We start from the raw sequence: 22,120 nt of genomic DNA, 5'->3' as shown, positions 1-22,120 counted from the left end.
TGGCTCCCGCTTACGAGAGCCGCAGAATATCAAATTATTAACGTGCAGAGTATAACGGAAGCCAGATAGTCAGACGTAATCCTCCCAGGGGACTGTCATCCGCTTTAACCCAGCCGTGGTGTTGTTGCAGTGCTGTATCCACAATTGCCAGACCCAGACCAGTACCGCCGGACTCACGATCACGCGCTTCATCGGTGCGATAAAATGGCCGGAAAATCTGTTCCCTGTCTTCCGGGCTGACTCCCGGGCCATCATCATCGACATGAATAGTGATACCTTCTCTGTCAACAGAGAAGCTGACGCTGATATGTGAATGAGAATAGCGTAAAGCATTGCGGATAATGTTTTCCAGCGCACTCTCAAGGGCGTGCGGGTTACCATATAATGGCCACGGTCCTGGCGGATAGGGAACTTCCATTTTTTTGCCCATCTGCTCAGCTTCAAATTTTGCATCCTCAAGAACGCCATTCCACAAATGGTTGGCTTTCATCGCTTCACTTACCAGCGCGTTATTGTGCTGGGTGCGGGACAGTACCAGTAGATCATTAATCATTCCGTCCAGCCTCTGAGCTTCTGTCTCAATTCTGCTCAGCTCTTTACTCTCCCCACCACGACGCCGCAGCAAGGCTGTTGCCAGTTGCAGGCGTGTCAATGGAGTACGCAGTTCATGGCTGATATCCGACAGCAGACGTTGCTGTGCTGTCATCATTCGTTCCAGTGCACTCACCATCTGATTGAAGCTTGCGCCAGCTGCCAGAAACTCCTGTGGGCCGGATTCAAGTTCAGGATGTTGTCGTAAATTACCACTGGCGACTTCATCAGCTGCTTGTTTCAGTTTACGGGCTGGTTTTGCCAGGCTCCATGCAAGCCATAACAGTAAAGGTGAGCTGATCAGCATAGTGACAATCAGCAGTAACAGTGGCCGGTCAAATAACAGATTAATGAAATCCAGCTGCGAACTGGTCGCAGGGCGAATCATATAAAGCTGGTAGTTATCTTCCCCATCCGCAACTGAAAACGGGCCAATCATTTCTATACGGCCATAAGTTTTCTTCTGCGGATGATCGGAATTATCAGACTGGCCGATAAAATTACGGATAATCTGCATTTCATTATGGCGGGCGCCAATCACCCGACCTTCTGAGGTGACCAACAGCAAATGCTGTCCCGGCGGGGCCCATTTGTCGATGGCCCGGTACAACCGCCGCCACCACATAAGGTCGTTTGGCGGGTCCTGGGCCAGCTCGGCTTCCACGTGCTGCTCAATCATTATTCCCTGGCGTTGTTCACTTTCCAGTAATGACGTCATTTGCCGTGAATCAAGCTTCGGTACCATTAATACCAGCATCAATACTAAAGCCAGCGTAAGCCAGAAAATAGCAAAGATACGGGTGGTTAAACTGCTTATCATGAAGCGGAAACCATCAGGTAGCCTCTGCCGCGTAAAGTCTTAAACCACGGATGACCATCACGGCGTTCCGGAAGTTTACGGCGCAGGTTTGAAATATGCATATCAATGGCCCGGTCAAACGGGGTGAGGCGTTTACCAAGGACTTCCTGGCTCAGATGCTCCCTGGAAACTACCTGTCCCAGATGCTGAGCTAATAAATAGAGCAAAGTAAATTCGGTACCTGTCAGCTCCAGTACTTCATTATCGAAGCTGGCTTCCTGGCGGCCCGGATTTAATTTCAGGTGATCGACCTGCAATGAGGATGAGGTGGTATCAGTATGTTGTTGTTCACTCCAGTTTGAACGACGCAATATTGCGCGAATCCTGGCGACCAGTTCACGATCATTAAAAGGTTTCGGCAGGTAGTCGTCTGCACCCAACTCTAACCCGAGGACTCTGTCTAACTCGCTGCCGCGGGCGGTCAGCATAATGACAGGCGTCTGGTGTTGCTGGCGTAATTCCTTCAGGGTATCGATACCGTTTTTCTTTGGCATCATCACATCCAACAACAGCAGATCAATTGAACTGTCCAGTAAACTGAGTGCCTGTTCGCCGTCATCTGCTACAACGATCTCAAACCCTTCCATCTCCAGTAATTCTTTCAGTAAAGAAGTCAGTTCACGATCGTCATCAACCAGCAATATTTTATTCATTATGTTTTCCTCCGCAGGAAAAATACCGTGTTCCATGGTTATCCGGTTGTCACTTTACGTAGTTTTACACCCCCTGACGGATGTTTGCAGCCACTGGATTACACTGGTTCTCGTTGAGTCGAGAAACGTTTAACAATCCCGGAGTCAAGGATGCGCCAAATTATCGTCATCGCTCTTTCGTCGCTGGCCTTTGCAGGTCAGGTTTCTGCAAAATGTGACGGGATGATGAAAGATAAGATGGAACAGGAAATCCCGGTAGCAGCAGATAGTATGGCGCAGAATTCACAAAATCATATGTTTGATGGCATTGAATTATCTGAACAGCAGCGCCAGCAAATGCGGGATTTAATGTATCAGGCGCGCCACATCAGGTCCGGCATGACTTTTTCGGATATCGAAAAAATGCATGACCTTGAAACAGCAAAAGATTTTAACGAGTCTGCTGTTCGGGCCCAGGCTGAAAAAATGGCTGAGATTCATGCCAGCGAGCAAGTTGAAATGGCGAAGGTTCGTCATCAGATGTACAACCTGTTAACAGCAGACCAACAAGCTGTTTTACAGAAAAATTTTGAGTTACGTATGGAAAATATACGTAGCGTCAGCAGGTTACCGTAAGCAGCGATGCTGATTACCGTAAGACAGTACCAACAGTATGTAGTATCCCTTTTTCCTTGCCATAGACACCATCCCTGTCTTCCCCCTCAGCGATGAGGGGTTTTTTTTGCCCTAAATTTGGTAACTGATAAATTTTCACTTTTTTCAGTGTGCTTCTCTGCAAAAAATAGCAGAGAGGGTGTGAATCTACCTGAAGAACGCAGATTTTTCTGTTGCATAGTCATGGCATCTGACTATCCTGCTTCCTGCTTCCTGCTTCCTGCTTCCTGCTTCCTGCTTCCTGCTTCCTGCTCAGTACATTGCTCGCCATGACTTCAGGTGATTTTTTTGCAATAGAGCGATGGTATATAGCCGTTAGTGAATATGTATCTGGACGGATTGATTTTATAGATGAAAAAGTCCTGCGGAGAGTTCACCGACTGCAGGTATTTTGGCAAGATACCGGAAAACTCCTGCCCGCTGGAGGGTAATTCCTGAGCGTTAGATATTTTTTGGGTGATAAACCGGTAATGGTTGTTCTTAGTGGTGACATTGGCATAAATGCTACGGTTCAGGATATATGTCTTACCGTTACTCTTTAGTACTCCCCGCAGATAAATCGTGCTGACATTATCGTCAATAAAGAAAAGAACATTCATAGTGAGCTTCCCGGTGTTCCTGGTGACAGTAATTTGCCCTGTACAGTTGATGGAACTATCGTCTGAACTGTTTTTATTGACGATATAAAACGTACCGCAAAGTGTGATCAGTAGTATCGCTATCCCTATCGACAACATTTTAGTATTCATGAAGCCTTCTTATAAATAGTAAAAAGATGAACACTCTGCAGTGGGATCTTTAACATCCTTATTGCAGAGGAAAACCGATATCCGGTTGATATTCTTTTCGCAACTCACATAGAGATTTTTAGCCGGGGTATTCTGAAAGTCCTGGAGGTGTTGCTCCAGGAAGGGTAATGCATAGTCGGAGGGGCATTTTTCTTCATCAAGATAAACAGAAAATCCGTCAACAGTAGTTGTATGTTGATAACCAGCAAGGGGAAGATAGTCTCCGGCATTAGTATTTCTATAGTAATCCACCATTTTAAACATAGAAATAAAGAAAACTATTATTAATATTGATGGCACAACAATGATATTAATCAATAAATGTCGGGGTAATTTATTTTTAGAAGGTTTCTGATTATAGGTAATGATTGTTGGTTTATTATCGATAATATAGTTGTATGTTGGCGTTTCTAATGATTTGTCTTCTTTGACCGTCACTGGATCTGACAGTTCTTCACTGACGATTTCGCCATCAAAGTGAGCATTGTCCAATGCCGGAGTTTCATTTTCTGTCTGATAACTATTATTAATATAATTATCCAGTGAGTCTTTGCTTTCAAATGCAATTACGTCAAATTCTTCAGGAATGGTAATTCCCTGCCGGAAGACGGTTTTAAGGATAGGTTCGTCTGTAATCCGGGCGATAGCTTTTCTTATTAGCAAGATATTTTGGTTAAGTGTATTGGTTGTAACGATAAAGCCATGCTGTTCCCAGCCTGCATGCATGAGCACTTTTCGGCTGACAATTTTTCCTTTCTCTTCCAGTAAACAGATGAAACATGCAGCAGCTGACGTCAATAAACGTGTGCTAATCGTCATATTCAGATCGCTGAGTGTCTGAAGGTTGATGTCGTATATCATTTTACTGGCAATGCAATAATAACGAGCATGTTTTTTCATGTGTGATGCCATTGCAGGATTGTGTTATCTGTAATTAAGTCTAACTTAAAGTGGCCTTTTCATCAATTGATGTAATTTCACATCTCAAGTAATCACGTAACATACTGTTTTGTTTGTTCTTTATTAATTTAATCAAATAATAATAAGATTTGATTATATCATGAAAAATTCCTAACTTATTATTATCCCCGACATCCTAAGATGAACATAACTACTAAGTGAAAGTTATATTAGTTATTGGATTAATGTTTCATCATCTAAGTATTCAATATTTATGAATGTTTAGAAGCTTCAAGGGATGGGGCGTGATGTCTGAGAGCAGGTAACTGTCAGGAATATTGATTTTATTATTATAAAGCAGCCTTCCGACACAAGATTACCCATGAATACTAATTCTTAATTTATTTAATGAACACCAGGAACTTATATAATGAAACTGAATAAAATTATTTTAGCCATGCTGACTTCAGCTTCTTTACTGGCTGCTGCAGGTGTACAGGCTGAAGGTGAAGATGATCCGACACCTCCGGGAAATACCGTAACAACAGTGCAGGGCGGCGTTGTGCATTTCAACGGAAGTCTGGTGAATGCTGCCTGTGCGGTCAGCACCGAATCGGCTGATCAGACAGTTAACCTGGGACAATACCGTACAGCATCTTTCCAGAGCATCGGTGATACCAGCGCAACTATTCCGTTCAAAATTGTACTGAATGATTGTGATACTACTGTGGCAACGACTGCTCGTGTTGCATTCTCAGGACAGACGACTGACAGCGATGCCACTTTACTGTCAGTTAACTCCGGCGACAACGATACCACTGCAACAGGTGTCGGTATCGAAATCCTGGATGAAGATTCATCTGTTATGACCCCGGATGGGTCTACTTTCAGTAAAGGCCACAGCTTAATTGATGGTACTAACACTCTGAACTTTGCTGCTCGTTATAAAGCAACTTCTGCTACACCGACCCCGGGTCAGGCAAACGCGGATGCAGTATTTACTATGCAGTACAACTAATTCTGACAGGTTCTCCGTGTCAGGGAACGAATGGAATAACGACCTGATGTCAGAAAGCTAGTAGCGTATTGTCCGGGCAATTGATAGTGAAATCTTATTGCCCGGATAATTTTACTTTCGGTCACCTATCTAAAACACACAGATGAATATCAGAGATCCCGGTATTTGCCGGCAGCCTGGTGTGTCTGACGTTCCCACAGAGGAAATAAGTAATGCCTATTAATATCAACAAACATAGTTTAAGGAGAGTTTTAAAGGGAGTTATTGGCGGGCTGATGCTGACTGCATTGCTGCCATCGGCCGTATTTGCTGCTGGCGGTGTTTCGTTAGGCGCAACGCGGGTAATTTATGATCAATCAGACAAGCAGACATCACTGGCTATAGTCAATACCGATCAGAAAAGCCGTTACCTGGTTCAGTCCTGGGTAGAAGATAAAAATGAGAAGAAAACGTCAGATTTTATTATTACTCCGCCTTTATTTGTAATTGATAAAAATAGTGAGAACACTATCCGGATCATAAAAGTCAATGACAGTCTGCCTAAAGACAGAGAATCTGTTTACTGGCTGAACGTCAAAGCTATTCCTGAAGTCAGCAAAGAAAGCGTTGACGGTAAAAACGTGCTTCAGTTAGCTATCCTGACCAGAATTAAAATCTTCGTCCGTCCGACAAAACTGACGATGGCTTCCTCACAAGCTCCGGGCAAGCTGACATACTCTGTACAGGGCAACAAAATAACCATAAAAAACCCGACCCCATATTTTGTCAATATGGTCAATATTACCGTTGGCGGGAAAAGTATTGATGCCATTATGGCCTCACCAATGAGTAACACAACAGCAACAATACCTGCCGGTACATCCGGAGCGGTGAAGTTTAGCGCCATCAGTGATTTTGGTGCTGTCTCTGCGCAGATGACTGCGACACCTGAAAAATAATTCCGGATAAGAGATTGCCAGAGCATTGATGATGAAAATATTAAAATATAATGCAATTCGGACAGTGACGTCCGGACTCAATATCATTACAGCCATGCTGCTGGCTACACCTATTTTAAGTCATGCGGAATCTTATTTTAATACTCAGTTTTTGAGTGATGATCCGGGAGAAGTAGCTGATATTACCCGGTTTATCGACTCAGGTTCATCAGTACCTCCGGGAACCTATACCGTTGATATTTACCTGAATGATAATTTTGTCATGACGCGTGATATCAATTTTGTTTATCCGAACAAGTCATCGGCAGAGAAAAATAAAGGGCAAAAAGGCCTGTTACCCTGCCTGGATAACTCATGGCTCACCCGGTTTGGGGTGATGGTGAATGATGACACACTCAAAAAAGAAACTGCAGGTGAAAAATGCCTGTTTATCACCAATGTGGTGCCTTCGTCGTCTACAGAGTTTGATGTTAAAAAATTGAGACTAAACGTCAATATCCCGCAGGCATTTCTTAAAGGTACGGAAAGAGGATACATTCCACCGGAACAATGGGATGAAGGCATTAATGCGTTACTGTTTAACTATAACTTTAACGGTGACAGAAGCTCTTATGGTGATTCTTACTTCCTGAGCCTGATGAGTGGCATGAATTTAGGTGTATGGCGTGTCAGAAACAATAGTTCATGGAGTCGTTATTCATCTTCTGAAGGGAGTTATTCGCAGTGGAATAACATTAATACTTACATTGAGCGGGATATTATACCGTTGAAAGGTCAGTTTGTGGCGGGTGACAGTGATTCCGGAAATGATGTTTTCGACAGCAATTCATTTCGTGGTATCCGGTTCTATTCTTCAGACAGCATGTACCCGGATTCTATGCAGGGGTATGCGCCTACGGTTCGTGGTGTCGCAAAAACCAATGCCAAAGTTGTCGTCAGGCAGAATGGTTATACGGTTTATCAGACCTACGTCCCACCGGGTCCGTTTGAGCTGAAAGATATTAACCCGCAAATGACCAGTGGAAATCTGGAAGTCACTGTTGAAGAAAAAGACGGTACGGTACAGAAATATGTACAGCCATATTCTACGGTACCGGTATTACAGCGAGAAAACCGGGTTAAGTATGATGTAGTGGTCGGGCGTTTTCGTAGTGGTATCAGCGAGCAGGATAACCCGTTTTATAGCCAGGCTACGTTGTTATACGGCCTGTCTCACGGATATACGCTGTATGGCGGAAGCCAGATGAGCAACCACTATAATTCTTTTGCCCTGGGTTTAGGGGTGAATATCGGTGAGTGGGGGGCTACATCGTTTGATTTTACTCAGTCAGGTACCACTCTGAGTGATGGAAGCCATAGAACCGGGCAATCGTTAAGATTTTTGTACGCAAAATCGATGGAAACCTTAGGAACAACCGTCAGATTGCTGGGTTATCGTTATTCTACCCGTGGATTTTATACACTCAGTGACTCGACCTATAAAAATATGTCGGGTTATGACTATTCATCTCTGGATAATGGTCCTGACGGTATAAAAAACACACCTTCCGGTTATTATAATTTACGAAATACCCGTAAAGGGAATTTGCAGGTTAATATAAACCAGCGGCTGGGCGATTATGGGTCGGTATATATTACCGGCTCAGAGCAAACCTACTGGAATACGAGTTCTAAAGATCGATATTATCAGGCGGGATATACTTCTGGCTGGAAAGGTATTTCATATACCGTTGCCTGGTCTTACAACCAGGTACGTGATATGAATACCAGTGAACGGATGTTGTCATTCAACGTGTCGGTTCCATTATCGTTATTTAGTGGTGGCTATTCTTACAAGGCGCGGGCTATAGATAGTATGTTCGCTACTTTCAGTGCCAACCACAGTACCAGTGGGGGTACCCAATGGAATGCAGGTCTGGGTGGTACAGCGTTAGCTGATCGTAATCTGAGTTATAGCATTAGTCAGGGACACAGTGGACAAAGTGGTGAAACAGGTGCGATAAACACGAATTATCGTGGTACTTACGGTTCCTCGAGCCTGGGTTATAATTATAGCCAGACCTATCACAGTCTGAATTATGGTTTATCTGGTGGGATAATTGTTCACGGTAATGGAATTACCTTTGGGCAGCCACTGGGTACGACGAATGTACTGATAAAAGCGGCTGGTGCTGACGGGGCAAAAATTCAAAATCAGACCGGAGTGAAAACTGACTGGCGCGGATATACTTATCAACCTTATGCCACAGCATATCGTAATAATCGGGTGGCACTTGACTTAAACTCTCTGGATGATCATACCGATATTCAGGATAACGTGCGTAATGTTGTTCCAACTAAAGGTGCAGTGGTCCGGGCCGATTTCCATGCTCTGCGAGGTTACAGGGCATTATTCAATATTAAGAAAGACAATGGGTCACCAATCCCCTTTGGTTCTATGGTCTCAGAAGCAGACGGCAGAGCTTCCGGTATTATCAGTGATAATGGCCAGGTTTATCTTAATGGACTGAGTGAGCAGGGAACGCTGAAAGTTAAATGGGGAAGCGGGAATAATGAAAGCTGCTCTGTAAGTTATGCTCTTTCTGCGGATGAAATAAAACAAAGTATCATTCGTCGTAATTTCACCTGCGATAAATAAGCTGAGGTGTTGTGATGGTTAAATTAAAGTGTTTCATGATTATATTGTCCTCTTTATGGGTGGGGAGTGCGGTGAGTGCCATAAATCTGGATGCCTTTTCCTGGTATTTTGGACCTAATGGAATGGTTATTGATACTGCATCTGCATCGGTGATTCTTCCCGGACCTTTTTGCTGGGATGGGTCAAAATGTGGTATTGCTATCGGAGTTCAGGTCAGACCTGTCAGTGGTAGCAGCAACAACTACTGGTTTATTCAAAGCCAGGGGACTCCGGCCAGTTTTACTTCTGATACTGCGGTTTCAGTCATTAATAGCCTGGCAGGAAAAACTGTGAGTGGAACCTCTGGGTTAAATACTCCGGGTTCGACGGTTAAAGCCTGTCTGTACTCCTATAACAAAACATCTTCATCAGAGGGGTATAGTATTATTCCTTCCGGCGTTTGCGGTGGTGGTTATATTCCGCCTATTCCCGTGCCGACCAATTGTGACCTGAGCATGGATAATAGCATGATGGATTTTGGTGATATTTCTTCAGCGGCATTTTTAAATGCCGGTGCAGGCGGAAAACCTTCCGGAACCGAAGTACAGCAGCGTACACTGAATGTTTCCTGCAGTTCCCCTCAGGCATCACTGGCATATTTGCGGATGACTACGGATAATGTTTCGGGGAACATGCTGGTTTCTTCGAACAAAGACGTCGGTTTTTTGATGAGTGCCGGAGAAAATGATCCTACAGTCAGTCCTCTGACCCCAAATTCCTCCACATCGAGCTATCCGTTGACCCTGGACAGTGCAGGCAAAGCGACTGTCACCATTAAAGCCGTCCCGGTGAGTGTGACCGGGAAGAAACCGGTCGCCGGAACTTTTACCAGCCATGCCTTACTGGATATCTCCTGGGACTAAGGACGTCAACGATGAGGATACACTATGTATTGAAGTGGCTGTTCTGTACTGTGATTGGGTTAATTCCGCTGACGGGCAATACAGCCAGTGCTGATATTGTCCTGAGGGGGAATGTGACAGAACAGACCTGTGCGGCCTCTGCCGGCAGTGATAATTTTTCGGTAGATCTCGGCAGCTGGCCGTCACCAACTCTGAATGGGGCCGCAGGTAAGGTAACCACAGAAAAGCCGTTTTCAATACAGCTGGAAGGCTGTCCGGCGGTCGCCATCAGTATTATCTTTACCGGCGCCATAGCGGATGGGAGTAGTGATTTATTAGCGATTGATAGCGGTACAGATACTGCTAAAAACGTTGCCATTGAGTTGCTGAATAGTGATATGAGTCGGCTGGGGCTATCTGATGCATCCAAACCAGTCACGGCTGATCCAGACGGTAATGCCCGATTTAATTTTTATGCCCGCTATATCAGCACAGCAAGTCAGGTTAGTGCTGGTCAGGCGAACGCCAGTTCGGTGTTTACTTTGAATTATAACTGATACACAACGCCAGCCGTTGACCGGCTGGTAGTGCAGATCATTTTCCCGTGACAGCCTGGTTTATCGCTGGTACAGATGCAGTAGACTATCCTCTGCAGATGGCTGATAAACGCTGGGAGAATTATGGAAAATACTTATGCAAAGCTGGTAACTACTGCAGCCATTGCGGCCACTGTTCTGGCATCACTGTTGTTGATCATTAAAATTATCGCCTGGTGGTATACCGGTTCTGTAAGTGTGCTGGCAGCGTTGGTCGATTCTTTAGTGGATATCGGAGCATCGTTAACTAATTTGCTGGTAGTTCGCTATTCTCTGCAACCAGCGGATAATGATCATACTTTTGGGCACGGGAAAGCAGAATCACTGGCGGCTCTGGCACAGAGTATGTTTATCAGCGGCTCTGCACTATTTTTATTTCTGACCAGTATTCAGCATTTTATCACCCCGGGGAGTTTTCGGGCTCCACTGGTCGGTATCATCGTGACTCTGATTGCCCTGTTTTCAACCTTGTTACTGGTCTATTTCCAACGTCGGGTGGTCAGAAAAACGCACAGCCAGGCTATCCGTGCCGACATGTTGCATTACCAGTCTGATGTATTGATGAATGGTGCCATCCTGATTGCTTTGGCACTTAGCTGGTATGGTTTCACTTTTGCCGATGCCTTGTTTGCCTTTGGTATTGGTATCTATATTCTGATCTGTGCACTACGAATGGGCTATGAAGCGGTTCAGGCATTACTCGACAGGGCATTGCCGGAAGATGAGATTCGGCAGATAATTAGCATTGTTTCCGGATGGCAGGGAGTCCGTGGTGCTCACGATCTGCGTACCCGGCAGTCTGGTCCGACAAAGTTTATTCAGTTACACCTGGAAATGGATGACAGCCTGCCTTTAGTGACTGCCCATGAACGGGCAGACCATCTGGAACAGGCATTGAAAACCCACTTCCCCGGGGCTGATGTCATTATTCATCAGGACCCATGTTCCTCTGTAGCAGAAGAAAAGCGTGGACGTTTTATCTTTTAGGCTGCAGATCAAATGTTCAATGTTGTGTTTAACCGCTATTATTGCGCAACCACGGGGTTGAGTGACCTAAATCAATCCTGCCCGGGACATTTGGTATATTATTAAGCAAGATAAGCTCTTATTTGCAGGCGTCGGCACAGACAGCGGTCGTGTTAAGTGAAAAGATTAATCCTTAGCGTCAAATTATCCTGAGGTTGTCATGATCAAAAAAATCGGTGTATTAACCAGCGGTGGGGATTCCCCTGGTATGAATGCGGCTATCCGTGGCGTGGTCCGGGCTGGACTGGGCGAAGGACTGGAAGTTTTTGGGATCTATGATGGTTATCTGGGTCTGTATGAAGACCGGATGGTAAGCCTGGACCGTTATAGTGTCTCCGATATGATCAACCGTGGTGGGACATTTCTGGGGTCTGCCCGCTTTCCTGAATTCCGTGAAGAATCAACCCGCCAGATTGCTATTGAAAATATGAAGAAACGCGGTCTGGATGCGCTGGTAGTGATCGGTGGTGACGGCTCTTATATGGGAGCCAAACGACTGACCGAGATGGGATTCCCTTGTATCGGGCTACCGGGAACCATCGACAACGATGTTGCCGGTACTGACTACACCATCGGTTACCATACTGCACTTGAGACAGTGGTAGAAGCTATAGACAGGCTGCGCGATACCTCTTCTTCCCATCAGCGAATCTCAATCGTCGAAGTGATGGGTCGCCATTGTGGTGATTTGACATTGTCTGCGGCGATTGCTGGTGGATGTGAGTTTTTTGTGGTCCCGGAAATCCCTTATACCCGTGAAGAGCTGGTGACAGAGATTAAAGCCGGGATCGCCAAAGGAAAAAAACACGCGATTGTAGCGATTACTGAGCTGATTTGTGATGCCAGTGAACTGGCTCGCTATATTGAAAAAGAGACCGGACGCGAAACCCGGGCTACCGTTCTGGGACATATCCAGAGAGGCGGTGCACCCTGTGCCTATGACCGTATTCTTGCTTCGCGGATGGGAACCTATGCCATTGACCTGTTACTGCAGGGTTATGGTGGGCGTTGTGTCGGTGTGCAGAACGAAAAAATGGTACACCATGACATTATTGATGCCATCGAGAATATGAAACGGCCTTTCCGTAAGGATATGCTCGATACTGCTAAAAGATTGTATTGATTGAATTTACTGTCGGCGTAATCTTCGCCGACAGTCTCTCCTCCCGCTTTTTTTTATTCAATTGTGATATAAAAGCGTCTTTTTAGTTCTTTAAGTTATTTCCACGATTGTGCCAACCTACCTGCATATAAAACAGGGGGGCATAAAATGAAAAAGTGGCATGTTGGATTAGCATTACTTTTAGTATCCGGCAGTACGCTGGCGAAGGATATTCAGTTACTGAATGTCTCTTATGATCCGACCAGAGAATTTTATGAGCAGTACAACAAAGCGTTTAGTGCTCATTATAAGCAGGAAACTGGTGATAATGTGGTGATCCGCCAGTCGCATGGCGGTTCAGGAAAACAGGCAACTTCGGTGATCAACGGTATCAAAGCCGACGTGGTGACACTGGCTTTGCAGTCCGATGTTGATGCTATTGCTAACAGCGGCAGAATTAACCCGGGCTGGATTAAAAAGCTGCCGGATAACTCCGCTCCTTATACTTCAACAATCGTTTTCCTGGTACGCAAAGGCAACCCCAAGAATATTCATGACTGGAATGATTTAATCAAACCAGGCATTTCGATTATCACACCTAACCCTAAAACGTCTGGCGGGGCTCGCTGGAACTATCTGGCTGCCTGGGGTTATGCCCTGGATCATAACGATGGTTCTCAGGAAAAAGCTCAGGCGTTTGTCAAAGCGCTGTTTAAAAATGTCACTGTTCAGGATTCCGGTGCCCGTGGAGCAACTAATACCTTTGCTGAACGCGGACTGGGCGATGTGCTGATTGCCTGGGAAAATGAGGCATATCTGGCCAAAAATAAATTAAAAGACCAGCAGTTTGAAATTATTACTCCAAGCGAGTCTATCCTGGCTGAACCGACAGTGGCTGTCGTTGATAAGGTGGTGGACGAGCGCGGGACCCGTAAAGTAGCTGAAGATTATCTGAAATATCTTTATTCACCGGTAGGGCAAAAAATCGCCGCGGAAAACTACTATCGTCCGCGTGATCCGGCGGTGGCAAAAGAATTCGCTAATGAATTTAAGCCAATTAAGCTGTTCACTATCGATGGTAAATTTGGTGGCTGGACAGCCGCTCAGAAAACCCACTTCAGTGACGGCGGTACTTACGACCAGATTATGAAGCCATAATTTATCGCAGGTGACTTTCATCCCGATTAACGTAACATGGAGGCCAGGTTAATCGGGGAATGACAGGGCTCATGAAATCTTCAGGAAAGGCAAAATTATGGCTGGCCATCGGATCGGTGATTATTCTGATGGCAGCTTTAATATTTCTGGCCCACCGGTTTGAAGATCATTCTGATGTTTTATGGAAGTTTGTCAGCCAGCAATGTGTTCCCAATATGGAAAAAAACCACCTGCCGGCGCCCTGTGAAAAAGTGGATTTGTCTGCGGGTTATGTTCTGTTTAAAGACAGGGTCGGACCATTACAATATCTGCTGATGCCAGTCAGTAAGATCACCGGCATTGAAAGCCCCCGGTTACTCGAAAATCACACCGCTAACTTTTTTGCCCTTGCCTGGCATGAGCGCCATTTACTCTCTGATAAAAATCATTCGCCAGTCCGCGATAGCGACCTGGCTATGACGATTAATTCAAAGTCAGGAAGGACGCAAAATCAACTGCATATACACATGTCCTGCCTGCGGGCAGATATTGCACAACAGCTGGCGAGACTCAGTCCCGGGCTGACTGAAAAGTGGCAACCTTTGACTCTGCGTTCGCATCCTTATCTGATCAGAACTCTGACAATGACCGAACTGGATCAGCAGAGTGTATTTTTGCGTATTGCACATGAAATTCCAGGCGCTGCCGGGCAGATGGGAGATTATGGCCTGGCACTGACGGCTCTGCCGGATGGCCGACTGGTATTACTGGCCTTAAAGAAACAGTTACTTAAAGGTAATACGGGGTCAGCGGAGGAGTTACAGGATCATCAGTGCGGAATATTAAAAACTGACAACGGCGCTGGCGCGCCGTTGAACAGATAACACAATCAAACGGCTTTTTTTGCCGCCGCTGCTGCATTAACAATCACTGCGAAAGCATCAGCTTTCAGTGACGCACCACCTACCAGCGCACCGTCAATGTCAGGCTGAGTGAAGAGCTCTGCCGCATTTTTATCATTTACGGAACCGCCGTACTGAATGATTACCTGTTCAGCAATCGCAGGGTCTTTTTTAGCAATATGCTGACGGATGAATTTATGTACAGCCTGGGCCTGGGCCGGAGTAGCTGATTTACCAGTGCCGATAGCCCAGACAGGTTCATAGGCAATGACAGTATCTTTAAACGCTTCTGCGCCCTGGGTATTCAGTACTGCATCAATCTGGCGGGCACAGACTTCTTCAGTTTTACCGGCTTCGTTTTCTGCTTCGGTTTCACCAATGCACAGTACCGGAGTCAGGCCAGCTTCTTTAAGGACAGCGAATTTTTTAGCGATCAGTTCATCGCTTTCTTTGTGATAAGTACGACGTTCAGAGTGACCGATAATGATGTATTTGGCACCAATATCTTTCAGCATTTCTGCGGAGACTTCGCCTGTAAATGCACCGGAAAGGTTAACATCAACGTTCTGCGCACCGAGAGCAATATGACTGCCAGAAACGGCATGTTTAGCCTGGCCGAGATAAACAACGGGTGGGGCAATGGCTACACCACAACCATCCACACCTGATAATGCTTTACGCAGACCGGCAATCAACTCGTCAGTCATATGTTTACTACCATTCAGCTTCCAGTTACCCATAACTAATGGATGTCGCATCATATCCTCCGCGTTACGCGATTCATAAAATACTACTGCCCGCGGGCAATAGTGTCTGTGAAGCATTATAAAGATCAATGAAAATCACTGCTTTGTTTTTCGTCATAAAACGTCAGACGCTCAGGAGTTATTCAGCATTAGCCTGACGGGTTCAATCGCCAGCGTCAGACCTTTATCTCCCTGATCTGAGATGACATACCGCAATGCGCCTTCGGCATCAAAATAGGGGATGTTTATTTTCGCGGCCTTTAGCAGAGATTCGAGTTTCCTGTCGCTGGTTTGTTCAGTGAGTTGTGGTGAAAAAAAGCGGATAAGAGCGGCCATATAATGAAATGCCAGATCCCTGGACTCTTTTTCACCGGCCCCGTGGAGGGGGACCCAGGTCATTTGCAGCGATTTTATCTTTCCTGTTCCGGGTTCGAGTGCGGTCGATGAATACAACGAGTCGTTGATCTTACTGACTGCCAGCACAACAGTATTCTGCACCTGACCGGTATCTACTGTACGGTATTCCGGTAACGGCGTGTCCGGATTCATAGTGTTGAATTTTTCCCGGAACTGCGGGATGGTATCGCTGAAAACCGGTGCTCCTGGCTGAACGTAGGGAGCAATCTTTGACGCGGTGGGGGGATCGGCAAACACAGCACTACCTGCCGTTAACAACATACAGCAGGCTAACCAACGACATATCCTGTGTTTCATTCCGGCATCCCTGTGCTGACGACTGACATAATCTTACCCAATTTTTCGGCAGAGGATGATGACAGCCTACCTTAATTAAGACAGGGATCATAATTTCCGGCGCAGATATTACCAGTAATGTTCGCTGGTGATATGACCTGGTTTACGGCGCAGATGCTTATTCATATTGCGGGTCAGTTTTAATAACTGTTGAGTATCTCTGACCATCTGCGGGTTACCGCACAGCATAATATGACTGTTGTCAGCAGACATTGTCAGGCCCGTGGCTTGTTCCAGCATACCGTTTTCAATCAGGTCAGGGATTCGGCCGGTCAGGCTGCCTTCGCTTTGCTCTCTGCTGACAATGGTCTGAATGCGTAATTTGCCGTTGAATTGCTGTTGTAACTGTTGCATCAGCGGAAGGTAACTCAGATCTGCGGCATAACGGGCTGCATGTACCAGCACAATATTCTCAAATCTGTCCAGACCTTCGCCTTGCTGTAAAATGGACAGATAAGGGCCTATTGCCGTTCCCGTCGACAGCATCCACAGCGTTTCACAGTCAGGTAGTTCATCACAGACAAAAAAGCCGGCAGCGTCTTCGGTAACTCTGATCGAGTCTCCGGCCGTCAACCGATGCAGCGCTGGGCTAAGCTTGCCTTCAGGCACATTAACCAGATAGAACTCCAGGGTTTTATCTGAAGGGGCATTAACATAGGAGTAGGCTCGTTGTACCCGCTCTTCGTTGATGTCCAGTGACAGTTTTGCAAATTGCCCGGCGGTAAATGGTTTCACTGGCGCAGTTACCTGCAGGCTGAAAAGAGCATCTGTCCAGTGTGTTACCGCGATGACTTTACCTTCACACCAATCGGCCATTGTGAGCTCCTCAGTTAAAAATAGTTTAGCACATTCAATTATCATCTCTGCCGAAGCACTGATTTTCCACCCTTCAGACCCTGCTTAAGCTCGTATCGACAAACCCGTGCCATTATTTGCCACGGACTGGCAGTAATAATGTACACATATGGCGAATAAAACTGACAATCTGGCCGACAGTAAGTTATTAACAGGGGCATTTTTTGCCGGTAAATCATGGTATTTTAGGCTGCTTTTTCTTATAGAATTAGCCTATACCACTGTTTAATAATCATGGAAAAGAATTTACTGTTACTAAAATGGAAAAGAATCTCAATCACACCCCGTTAATGTTGTTGTTAGTGGTATTGGTCGCCGTGGGGCAAATGGCTCAAACAGTATATGTGCCGGCGATGAGTGACATTGCCGCATCGTTACAGGTATCCGGCGGTAATGTTCAGGGCATCATGGCGGCATATCTGATCACCTACGGTCTTTCTCAGCTTTTCTATGGCCCGCTTTCTGACAGTATTGGCCGGCGCCCGGTCATTCTGGGAGGGATGTTTATTTTTTGTGTGGGTGCGGTGACGGCATTGCTGGCCGGCACAATTCACCAACTGGTCATTGGTTGTGCCATCCAGGGAATGGGGACTGGAGTCGCTGGTGTCATGGCTCGCACCTTACCAAGGGATATCTATTCCGGGGTGCAGTTGCGTAAAGCAAACAGTGTGCTAAACATGGGAATTCTGATTAGCCCTCTGCTGGCACCGGTGATTGGAGCCGTACTGACCAAATTTTGGGGATGGCATGCCTGTTTTGCTTTCCTTCTGGTTCTTTGCCTGCTGGTGACGGTGGTGATTGCCTGTCGGTTACCAGAAACCCGGCCGGAAACTGTTGCCCCCCGGCCATTTTTATCCCGCTATTCGCTGTTACTACGTGATGCTGCATTTCTTCGCTATCTGGTGATTTTGATTGGCGCACTGGCGGGTATCGCTGTGTTTGAGGCCAGTTGTGGGGTACTTATGGGTGGAGTATTGGGGCTGAGCCGTTTTACCGTCAGCATGTTGTTTATTCTGCCTATTCCTGCGGCATTTTTCGGGGCGTGGTACGTTCGTCGTAGTGAAGGCGACTGGCAACGCCTGATGTGGCTTGGTGTCAGTAGCTGCCTGCTGGCAGGGGTACTGATGTGGATTCCTGGCTGGTTCCATGTAATGAATATCTGGACATTACTGATACCTGCAGCACTCTATTTCTTCGGAGCAGGAATGCTGTTTCCTCTGGCGACTTCAGGTGCAATGGAGCCTTATGCCTGGGTGGCAGGTAGTGCCGGCGCACTGATTGGCGGCTTACAAAATCTGGGGTCCGGGGGAGTCGCCTGGTTATCAGCAAAGCTACCGCAAAATGATCAGTTTAGCCTTGGAATGCTAATGTTTATGACTGCGGTACTTATGTTGCTGTGCTGGTGGTCTCTTTCCAGACAGCGTGAAAGTGACCACCAGATTGTCGCAGGCTAGAACTGTAGCGATGTTTTACGATCCAGTCGATGTATCGACTGGATCCGCCGGACAGTTCCCGTTTTTCCGCGAATTAATAATGTTTCACTGGTGGCTATATTTCCTTTACGGGTAATTCCTTTAAGCAAATCGCCATCAGTGATGCCCGTTGCAGAGAAAATGACGTCATCATCACTGACCATTTGCTCCAGAGTTAGCCGTTCACCGGCTTCAATCCCCATCTCTGTACAGCGTGCAATTTCCTGCTCTCCAAGCCTGCGGTTTTCCGCCGAGTCTTCTTTGACCTTGTGTCTTGGCAGTAACCGACCCTGCATATCACCCCCTAACGCGCGGATGACTGCGGCAGAAATCACGCCTTCCGGTGCACCGCCAATACCGTACATTACGTCCACATCGCTGTCCGGCATGCAGGTCAGAATGGATGCAGCCACATCTCCGTCAGGGAATGCATAGACTTTAATTCCAGCCTGATGAAGCTGTGCAATAATATGGTCGTGTCGGGGTTTGGCTAATACAGCCACGGTAAGTTCAGACAGTGGCTTATTCAGTGCCTGGCTGACAGCCTGTAGATTGGCTTCAAGTGGTTGGTTGAGGTCGATGCATCCTTTGGCCTGCGGGCCTGTGACCAGTTTTTCCATATACATGTCAGGAGCATGCAGAAAGCTACCTTTATTCCCGACAGCCATCACTGTTAGCGCATTTGACTGGCCCATCGCAGTCATTCGTGTGCCTTCGATCGGGTCAACGGCGATATCTACAGCATCACCCTGACCGCTGCCTACCTGCTCTCCGATGTAGAGCATTGGAGCTTCATCAATCTCACCTTCACCAATCACAATACGACCACGAATATCCAGGGTGTTGAGCAAAACCCGCATTGCATTAACCGCTGCGCCGTCAGCAAGGTTTTTATCACCGCGCCCAAGCCAGGCATGTCCGGCCAGTGCTGCTGCTTCGGTCACCCGTGAAAATTCGAGGGCAAGTTCTCGTTTCATAGTCTGTCTTACCGGGAAGAAAAGGGAGGCTAGTGTAACACAAGGCAGGAGTTCAGAAATTGGCCTCTGCCCGTCTGGCGACGGGCAGAGGAGATAGCTTATTGTTCGTTTTCATCTTCCCAGCGCAGGGCGCGGGAAACAGCTTTTTTCCAGCCGGCATAACGGAAGTTACGTTCAGTCGTTTCGATTGAAGGGCGGAACTCGCGCTCAATAACCGCTTTCGAACGGACTTCATCCAGATCTTTCCAGAATCCAACTGCCAGCCCGGCCAGATAGGCAGCTCCAAGAGCGGTGACTTCACGAACTTCCGGACGCTCAACCCGTGTTCCGAGAATATCGGACTGGAATTGCATCAGGAAATTATTCGCCACAGCGCCACCATCTACCCGCAATGACTGCAGACGGGTATTCGCATCATTCTGCATTGCTTCCAGCACGTCGCGAGTCTGGTAGGCAATAGATTCCAGAGTAGCGCGGATAATATGGTTAGCATTGGTTCCGCGGGTCAGGCCAAAAATTGCTCCACGGGCATATGGGTCCCAGTACGGAGCGCCTAAACCGGTAAATGCCGGCACCATATAAACCCCGTTAGAGTCTTTTACTTTGGTGGCGAAATATTCAGAGTCTAAAGCTTCAGAGAACAGTTTCATCTCATCACGCAGCCATTGAATGGAAGCACCGCCAATAAAGACTGCACCTTCCAGCGCATAGTTAACTTCACCCCGTGGACCGCAGGCAATTGTTGTCAGCAGGCCATGAGTAGAAGCTACTGCTTCTGTACCGGTATTCATTAACATAAAGCAGCCGGTACCATACGTATTCTTCGCCATACCTGGTTGCACACAGAGCTGGCCGTATAAAGCCGCCTGCTGATCACCAGCGATCCCGGCGATCGGAATACGGGTTCCGCCTTTACCACCGATGTTTGTCTGCCCGTAAACTTCAGAAGATGCTTTAACTTCTGGCAGCATTTCACGTGGAATATCAAGGATGTCCAGCATACGGTCATCCCACTTCAGATTGTGAATATCAAATATCATGGTACGTGAAGCATTGGTAAAGTCGGTAACATGCACACGACCCTGAGTCATTTTCCAGACCAGCCAGGTGTCAACGGTACCAAATAACAGTTCCCCACGTTTGGCTCGATCCCGGGCACCTTCCACATTGTCCAGAATCCATTTTATTTTGGTTCCGGAGAAGTAAGGGTTAATCACAAGCCCGGTCGTCTTCTGAATATATTCTTCAAGACCTTCTTTTTTCAGTTTTGAGCAGTAGTCAGCGGTGCGTGGGTCCTGCCAGACAATTGCGTTATAGACAGGCTTGCCGGTTTTCTTATCCCAGACGATGGTGGTTTCACGCTGGTTAGTAATACCAATCGCCGCAATCTGATCAGAACGAATATCGGCGTGTGCCAGTACTTCTACCAGAGTTGAACTCTGGGTTGCCCAGATATCCATCGGGTCATGCTCAACCCAGCCTGTTTTAGGATAGTGCTGAGTAAATTCACGTTGTGAAACCGCGATAATATTTGCATCGTGATCCAGTACTACCGCTCGTGAGCTGGTGGTTCCCTGGTCCAGTGCAACAATGTATTTGTTTTCAGCGTTAGTCATGATCTGTTCCTGATGAATTCGTTATTAAGTTTACGCTTTATGCTGTTCTGAGCGTGACAGTGGCTGTTCTTTTTCATTCGCTGGTGCAGGAAGGTTTACCGGCAAGTAGCGGCCGATGAAATTCCGATAGATAAATGCTCCGACGCATGCACCGATCAGCGGTCCAAAAATTGGGACGAGGAAATAAGGGATATCCTGGCCACCGGTGAAGGCAATTTTTCCCCAGCCAGCCAGAGCAGTAAACATTTTCGGTCCAAAGTCACGGGCAGGGTTCAGGGCAAATCCGGTCAGTGGACCCATTGCTGCCCCAATAACCGCAACCAGCAAACCGATCAGCAGTGGAGCTAAAGGTCCACGCGGTAAGCCATTACCATCATCCGTCAACGCCATGATGACGCCCATTAATACTGCGGTAATGACTGTTTCAACCAGGAATGCTTGTGGCACACTGATATGAGGGTTCGGATAAGTAGAAAACACTCCGGCCAGGCTCAGACTGTCTGCACTACCGCGAACCATCTGGTGAGCCTGCTCGAAGTCGATAAACAGGTTACGGTACAGAGCGTAGACAAGCGCTGCGGCACAGAAAGCACCAGCGACCTGTGCAATGATATAAGGGACGACTTTACGGCCTTCAAAGTTACCAAACAGGCACAGGGCGACAGTGACTGCTGGATTCAGGTGAGCTCCGGAGATACCGGCGCTGACATAAACACCCATTGAAACTGCAAGTCCCCAGACGATACAGATTTCCCACTGTCCGAAGCTGGCTCCGGCCACTTTTAAAGCTGCAACACAGCCGGCACCAAAGAACAGAATCAAACCGGTACCTATAAATTCAGCAATGCACTGGCCTGTGAGCGTGTTAGTTGTTTGACTCATGGTTAATTCCTTAAGAGAGGTTAAATTTATCGGTGTTATGTACTCATTCCCTGAGTCCCCCGACTTTCTTGTAGGGTTGATTTAAATTTATCGTTAACGAGCAAAAACGATAAATACCGAAATTGAAATTTGTGTG

The 22,120-nt window shown here is 46.7% G+C and carries 21 protein-coding genes; 11 read left to right on the top strand and 10 right to left on the bottom strand.

Translation table 11 applies throughout. From position 1 onward, the window contains the following. Nucleotides 1-37 precede the first annotated feature (37 nt). Nucleotides 38-1,411 carry an envelope stress sensor histidine kinase CpxA gene (gene cpxA / locus A7K98_RS20160; RefSeq protein WP_087490137.1) on the bottom strand — a complete coding sequence of 458 codons (1,374 nt, stop codon included), beginning with the start codon at nt 1,409-1,411 and terminating at the stop codon, nt 38-40. Next, on the bottom strand, nt 1,408-2,103 hold the full coding sequence (gene cpxR, locus A7K98_RS20155) for an envelope stress response regulator transcription factor CpxR (RefSeq protein ID WP_087490620.1): 696 nt from the start codon (nt 2,101-2,103) through the stop codon (nt 1,408-1,410). Before cpxR ends, cpxA begins: the two co-directional genes overlap by 4 nt. Nucleotides 2,104-2,253: 150 nt before the next feature. On the opposite strand from cpxR, the gene cpxP reads away from it, so the two are divergent. Continuing rightward, nucleotides 2,254-2,718: a cell-envelope stress modulator CpxP gene (cpxP, locus tag A7K98_RS20150; RefSeq protein WP_087490136.1), complete on the top strand. Its 465-nt coding sequence runs from the start codon at nt 2,254-2,256 to the stop codon at nt 2,716-2,718. Between the two features lie 314 nt (nt 2,719-3,032). Here cpxP and A7K98_RS20145 read toward each other — a convergent pair whose 3' ends face one another. Next, nucleotides 3,033-3,506 (bottom strand): hypothetical protein, encoded by a 474-nt coding sequence (locus tag A7K98_RS20145; protein WP_087490135.1) that lies wholly within the window; start codon nt 3,504-3,506, stop codon nt 3,033-3,035. 9 nt (nt 3,507-3,515) lie between these two features. Next, a complete protein-coding gene (locus A7K98_RS20140; protein WP_157666031.1) occupies nt 3,516-4,445 on the bottom strand; it encodes a winged helix-turn-helix domain-containing protein in 930 nt (309 codons plus the stop codon). Between the two features lie 430 nt (nt 4,446-4,875). On the opposite strand from A7K98_RS20140, the gene fimA reads away from it, so the two are divergent. The 9 genes from fimA (at nt 4,876) to A7K98_RS20095 (ending at nt 14,665) form a co-directional block, all read left to right on the top strand. Then, nucleotides 4,876-5,463, top strand: coding sequence for a type 1 fimbrial major subunit FimA (gene fimA, locus A7K98_RS20135; RefSeq protein ID WP_087490133.1), 588 nt, complete (start codon nt 4,876-4,878; stop codon nt 5,461-5,463). Nucleotides 5,464-5,675: 212 nt separating this feature from the next. Further along, on the top strand, nt 5,676-6,401 hold the full coding sequence (locus A7K98_RS20130; RefSeq protein WP_087490132.1) for a fimbria/pilus periplasmic chaperone: 726 nt from the start codon (nt 5,676-5,678) through the stop codon (nt 6,399-6,401). A 28-nt stretch (nt 6,402-6,429) separates the two neighbouring features. Continuing rightward, nucleotides 6,430-9,039, top strand: coding sequence for a fimbrial biogenesis usher protein (locus A7K98_RS20125; RefSeq protein ID WP_232461572.1), 2,610 nt, complete (start codon nt 6,430-6,432; stop codon nt 9,037-9,039). A gap of 71 nt (nt 9,040-9,110) precedes the next feature. After that, complete coding sequence (locus A7K98_RS20120) at nt 9,111-9,941, top strand: fimbrial protein (protein WP_157666029.1); 831 nt, start codon at nt 9,111-9,113, stop codon at nt 9,939-9,941. An 11-nt stretch (nt 9,942-9,952) separates the two neighbouring features. After that, a complete protein-coding gene (locus A7K98_RS20115) occupies nt 9,953-10,477 on the top strand; it encodes a fimbrial protein (RefSeq protein WP_087490130.1) in 525 nt (174 codons plus the stop codon). A 123-nt stretch (nt 10,478-10,600) separates the two neighbouring features. Further along, nucleotides 10,601-11,503, top strand: coding sequence for a CDF family cation-efflux transporter FieF (gene fieF, locus A7K98_RS20110; RefSeq protein WP_087490129.1), 903 nt, complete (start codon nt 10,601-10,603; stop codon nt 11,501-11,503). Between the two features lie 199 nt (nt 11,504-11,702). After that, on the top strand, nt 11,703-12,665 hold the full coding sequence (pfkA, locus tag A7K98_RS20105) for a 6-phosphofructokinase (RefSeq protein WP_087490128.1): 963 nt from the start codon (nt 11,703-11,705) through the stop codon (nt 12,663-12,665). Nucleotides 12,666-12,812: 147 nt separating this feature from the next. Then, entirely contained in the window at nt 12,813-13,802 is a 990-nt protein-coding gene (locus A7K98_RS20100; RefSeq protein ID WP_087490127.1) for a sulfate ABC transporter substrate-binding protein, read from the top strand. Between the two features lie 71 nt (nt 13,803-13,873). Then, complete coding sequence (locus tag A7K98_RS20095) at nt 13,874-14,665, top strand: CDP-diacylglycerol diphosphatase (RefSeq protein ID WP_087490618.1); 792 nt, start codon at nt 13,874-13,876, stop codon at nt 14,663-14,665. A gap of 5 nt (nt 14,666-14,670) precedes the next feature. Here the strand turns inward: A7K98_RS20095 and tpiA are convergent, their stop codons facing one another. From tpiA to fpr, 3 genes are all read right to left on the bottom strand, one after another. Further along, nucleotides 14,671-15,441: a triose-phosphate isomerase gene (gene tpiA, locus A7K98_RS20090; RefSeq protein ID WP_087490126.1), complete on the bottom strand. Its 771-nt coding sequence runs from the start codon at nt 15,439-15,441 to the stop codon at nt 14,671-14,673. Nucleotides 15,442-15,561: 120 nt separating this feature from the next. After that, complete coding sequence (locus A7K98_RS20085) at nt 15,562-16,143, bottom strand: DUF1454 family protein (RefSeq protein WP_087490125.1); 582 nt, start codon at nt 16,141-16,143, stop codon at nt 15,562-15,564. Nucleotides 16,144-16,251: 108 nt separating this feature from the next. After that, nucleotides 16,252-16,998 carry a ferredoxin--NADP(+) reductase gene (fpr, locus tag A7K98_RS20080; protein WP_087490124.1) on the bottom strand — a complete coding sequence of 249 codons (747 nt, stop codon included), beginning with the start codon at nt 16,996-16,998 and terminating at the stop codon, nt 16,252-16,254. 299 nt (nt 16,999-17,297) lie between these two features. Between fpr and emrD the strand changes: the two genes are divergently transcribed. Beyond that, nucleotides 17,298-18,491 carry a multidrug efflux MFS transporter EmrD gene (gene emrD, locus A7K98_RS20075; protein ID WP_087490123.1) on the top strand — a complete coding sequence of 398 codons (1,194 nt, stop codon included), beginning with the start codon at nt 17,298-17,300 and terminating at the stop codon, nt 18,489-18,491. On the opposite strand, the gene glpX is transcribed toward emrD, so the two are convergent. The 3 genes from glpX to A7K98_RS20060 all read right to left on the bottom strand — a co-directional run bounded on the left by glpX (nt 18,488) and on the right by A7K98_RS20060 (nt 21,984). Beyond that, complete coding sequence (glpX, locus tag A7K98_RS20070) at nt 18,488-19,486, bottom strand: class II fructose-bisphosphatase (protein WP_087490122.1); 999 nt, start codon at nt 19,484-19,486, stop codon at nt 18,488-18,490. The genes emrD and glpX overlap by 4 nt on opposite strands. Before the next feature lie 98 nt (nt 19,487-19,584). Further along, nucleotides 19,585-21,102: a glycerol kinase GlpK gene (gene glpK / locus A7K98_RS20065; RefSeq protein ID WP_087490121.1), complete on the bottom strand. Its 1,518-nt coding sequence runs from the start codon at nt 21,100-21,102 to the stop codon at nt 19,585-19,587. Between the two features lie 30 nt (nt 21,103-21,132). Next, on the bottom strand, nt 21,133-21,984 hold the full coding sequence (locus tag A7K98_RS20060) for an MIP/aquaporin family protein (RefSeq protein ID WP_087490120.1): 852 nt from the start codon (nt 21,982-21,984) through the stop codon (nt 21,133-21,135). Nucleotides 21,985-22,120 lie beyond the last annotated feature (136 nt).

Origin of the sequence: Tatumella citrea, assembly GCF_002163585.1 — a bacterium.
GTDB classification, from domain to species: domain Bacteria; phylum Pseudomonadota; class Gammaproteobacteria; order Enterobacterales; family Enterobacteriaceae; genus Tatumella; species Tatumella citrea.
Note: the sequence above shows the minus strand (reverse complement) of the source record. Positions and strands in the feature narration are given on the sequence as shown.

What these genes read in the sequence shown, in the direction of transcription:
- A7K98_RS20125 (WP_232461572.1), top strand. Translation starts at nt 6,430, where the DNA reads ATGATGAAAATATTAAAATATAATGCAATTCGGACAGTGACGTCCGGA.
- pfkA (WP_087490128.1), top strand. Translation starts at nt 11,703, where the DNA reads ATGATCAAAAAAATCGGTGTATTAACCAGCGGTGGGGATTCCCCTGGT.
- cpxP (WP_087490136.1), top strand. Translation starts at nt 2,254, where the DNA reads ATGCGCCAAATTATCGTCATCGCTCTTTCGTCGCTGGCCTTTGCAGGT.
- A7K98_RS20100 (WP_087490127.1), top strand. Translation starts at nt 12,813, where the DNA reads ATGAAAAAGTGGCATGTTGGATTAGCATTACTTTTAGTATCCGGCAGT.
- cpxA (WP_087490137.1), bottom strand. Translation starts at nt 1,411, where the DNA reads ATGATAAGCAGTTTAACCACCCGTATCTTTGCTATTTTCTGGCTTACG.
- A7K98_RS20060 (WP_087490120.1), bottom strand. Translation starts at nt 21,984, where the DNA reads ATGAGTCAAACAACTAACACGCTCACAGGCCAGTGCATTGCTGAATTT.
- cpxR (WP_087490620.1), bottom strand. Translation starts at nt 2,103, where the DNA reads ATGAATAAAATATTGCTGGTTGATGACGATCGTGAACTGACTTCTTTA.
- fieF (WP_087490129.1), top strand. Translation starts at nt 10,601, where the DNA reads ATGGAAAATACTTATGCAAAGCTGGTAACTACTGCAGCCATTGCGGCC.
- A7K98_RS20130 (WP_087490132.1), top strand. Translation starts at nt 5,676, where the DNA reads ATGCCTATTAATATCAACAAACATAGTTTAAGGAGAGTTTTAAAGGGA.
- fpr (WP_087490124.1), bottom strand. Translation starts at nt 16,998, where the DNA reads ATGGCCGATTGGTGTGAAGGTAAAGTCATCGCGGTAACACACTGGACA.
- fimA (WP_087490133.1), top strand. Translation starts at nt 4,876, where the DNA reads ATGAAACTGAATAAAATTATTTTAGCCATGCTGACTTCAGCTTCTTTA.
- tpiA (WP_087490126.1), bottom strand. Translation starts at nt 15,441, where the DNA reads ATGCGACATCCATTAGTTATGGGTAACTGGAAGCTGAATGGTAGTAAA.
- A7K98_RS20140 (WP_157666031.1), bottom strand. Translation starts at nt 4,445, where the DNA reads ATGAAAAAACATGCTCGTTATTATTGCATTGCCAGTAAAATGATATAC.
- A7K98_RS20085 (WP_087490125.1), bottom strand. Translation starts at nt 16,143, where the DNA reads ATGAAACACAGGATATGTCGTTGGTTAGCCTGCTGTATGTTGTTAACG.
- A7K98_RS20115 (WP_087490130.1), top strand. Translation starts at nt 9,953, where the DNA reads ATGAGGATACACTATGTATTGAAGTGGCTGTTCTGTACTGTGATTGGG.
- glpX (WP_087490122.1), bottom strand. Translation starts at nt 19,486, where the DNA reads ATGAAACGAGAACTTGCCCTCGAATTTTCACGGGTGACCGAAGCAGCA.
- A7K98_RS20145 (WP_087490135.1), bottom strand. Translation starts at nt 3,506, where the DNA reads ATGAATACTAAAATGTTGTCGATAGGGATAGCGATACTACTGATCACA.
- emrD (WP_087490123.1), top strand. Translation starts at nt 17,298, where the DNA reads ATGGAAAAGAATCTCAATCACACCCCGTTAATGTTGTTGTTAGTGGTA.
- glpK (WP_087490121.1), bottom strand. Translation starts at nt 21,102, where the DNA reads ATGACTAACGCTGAAAACAAATACATTGTTGCACTGGACCAGGGAACC.
- A7K98_RS20095 (WP_087490618.1), top strand. Translation starts at nt 13,874, where the DNA reads ATGAAATCTTCAGGAAAGGCAAAATTATGGCTGGCCATCGGATCGGTG.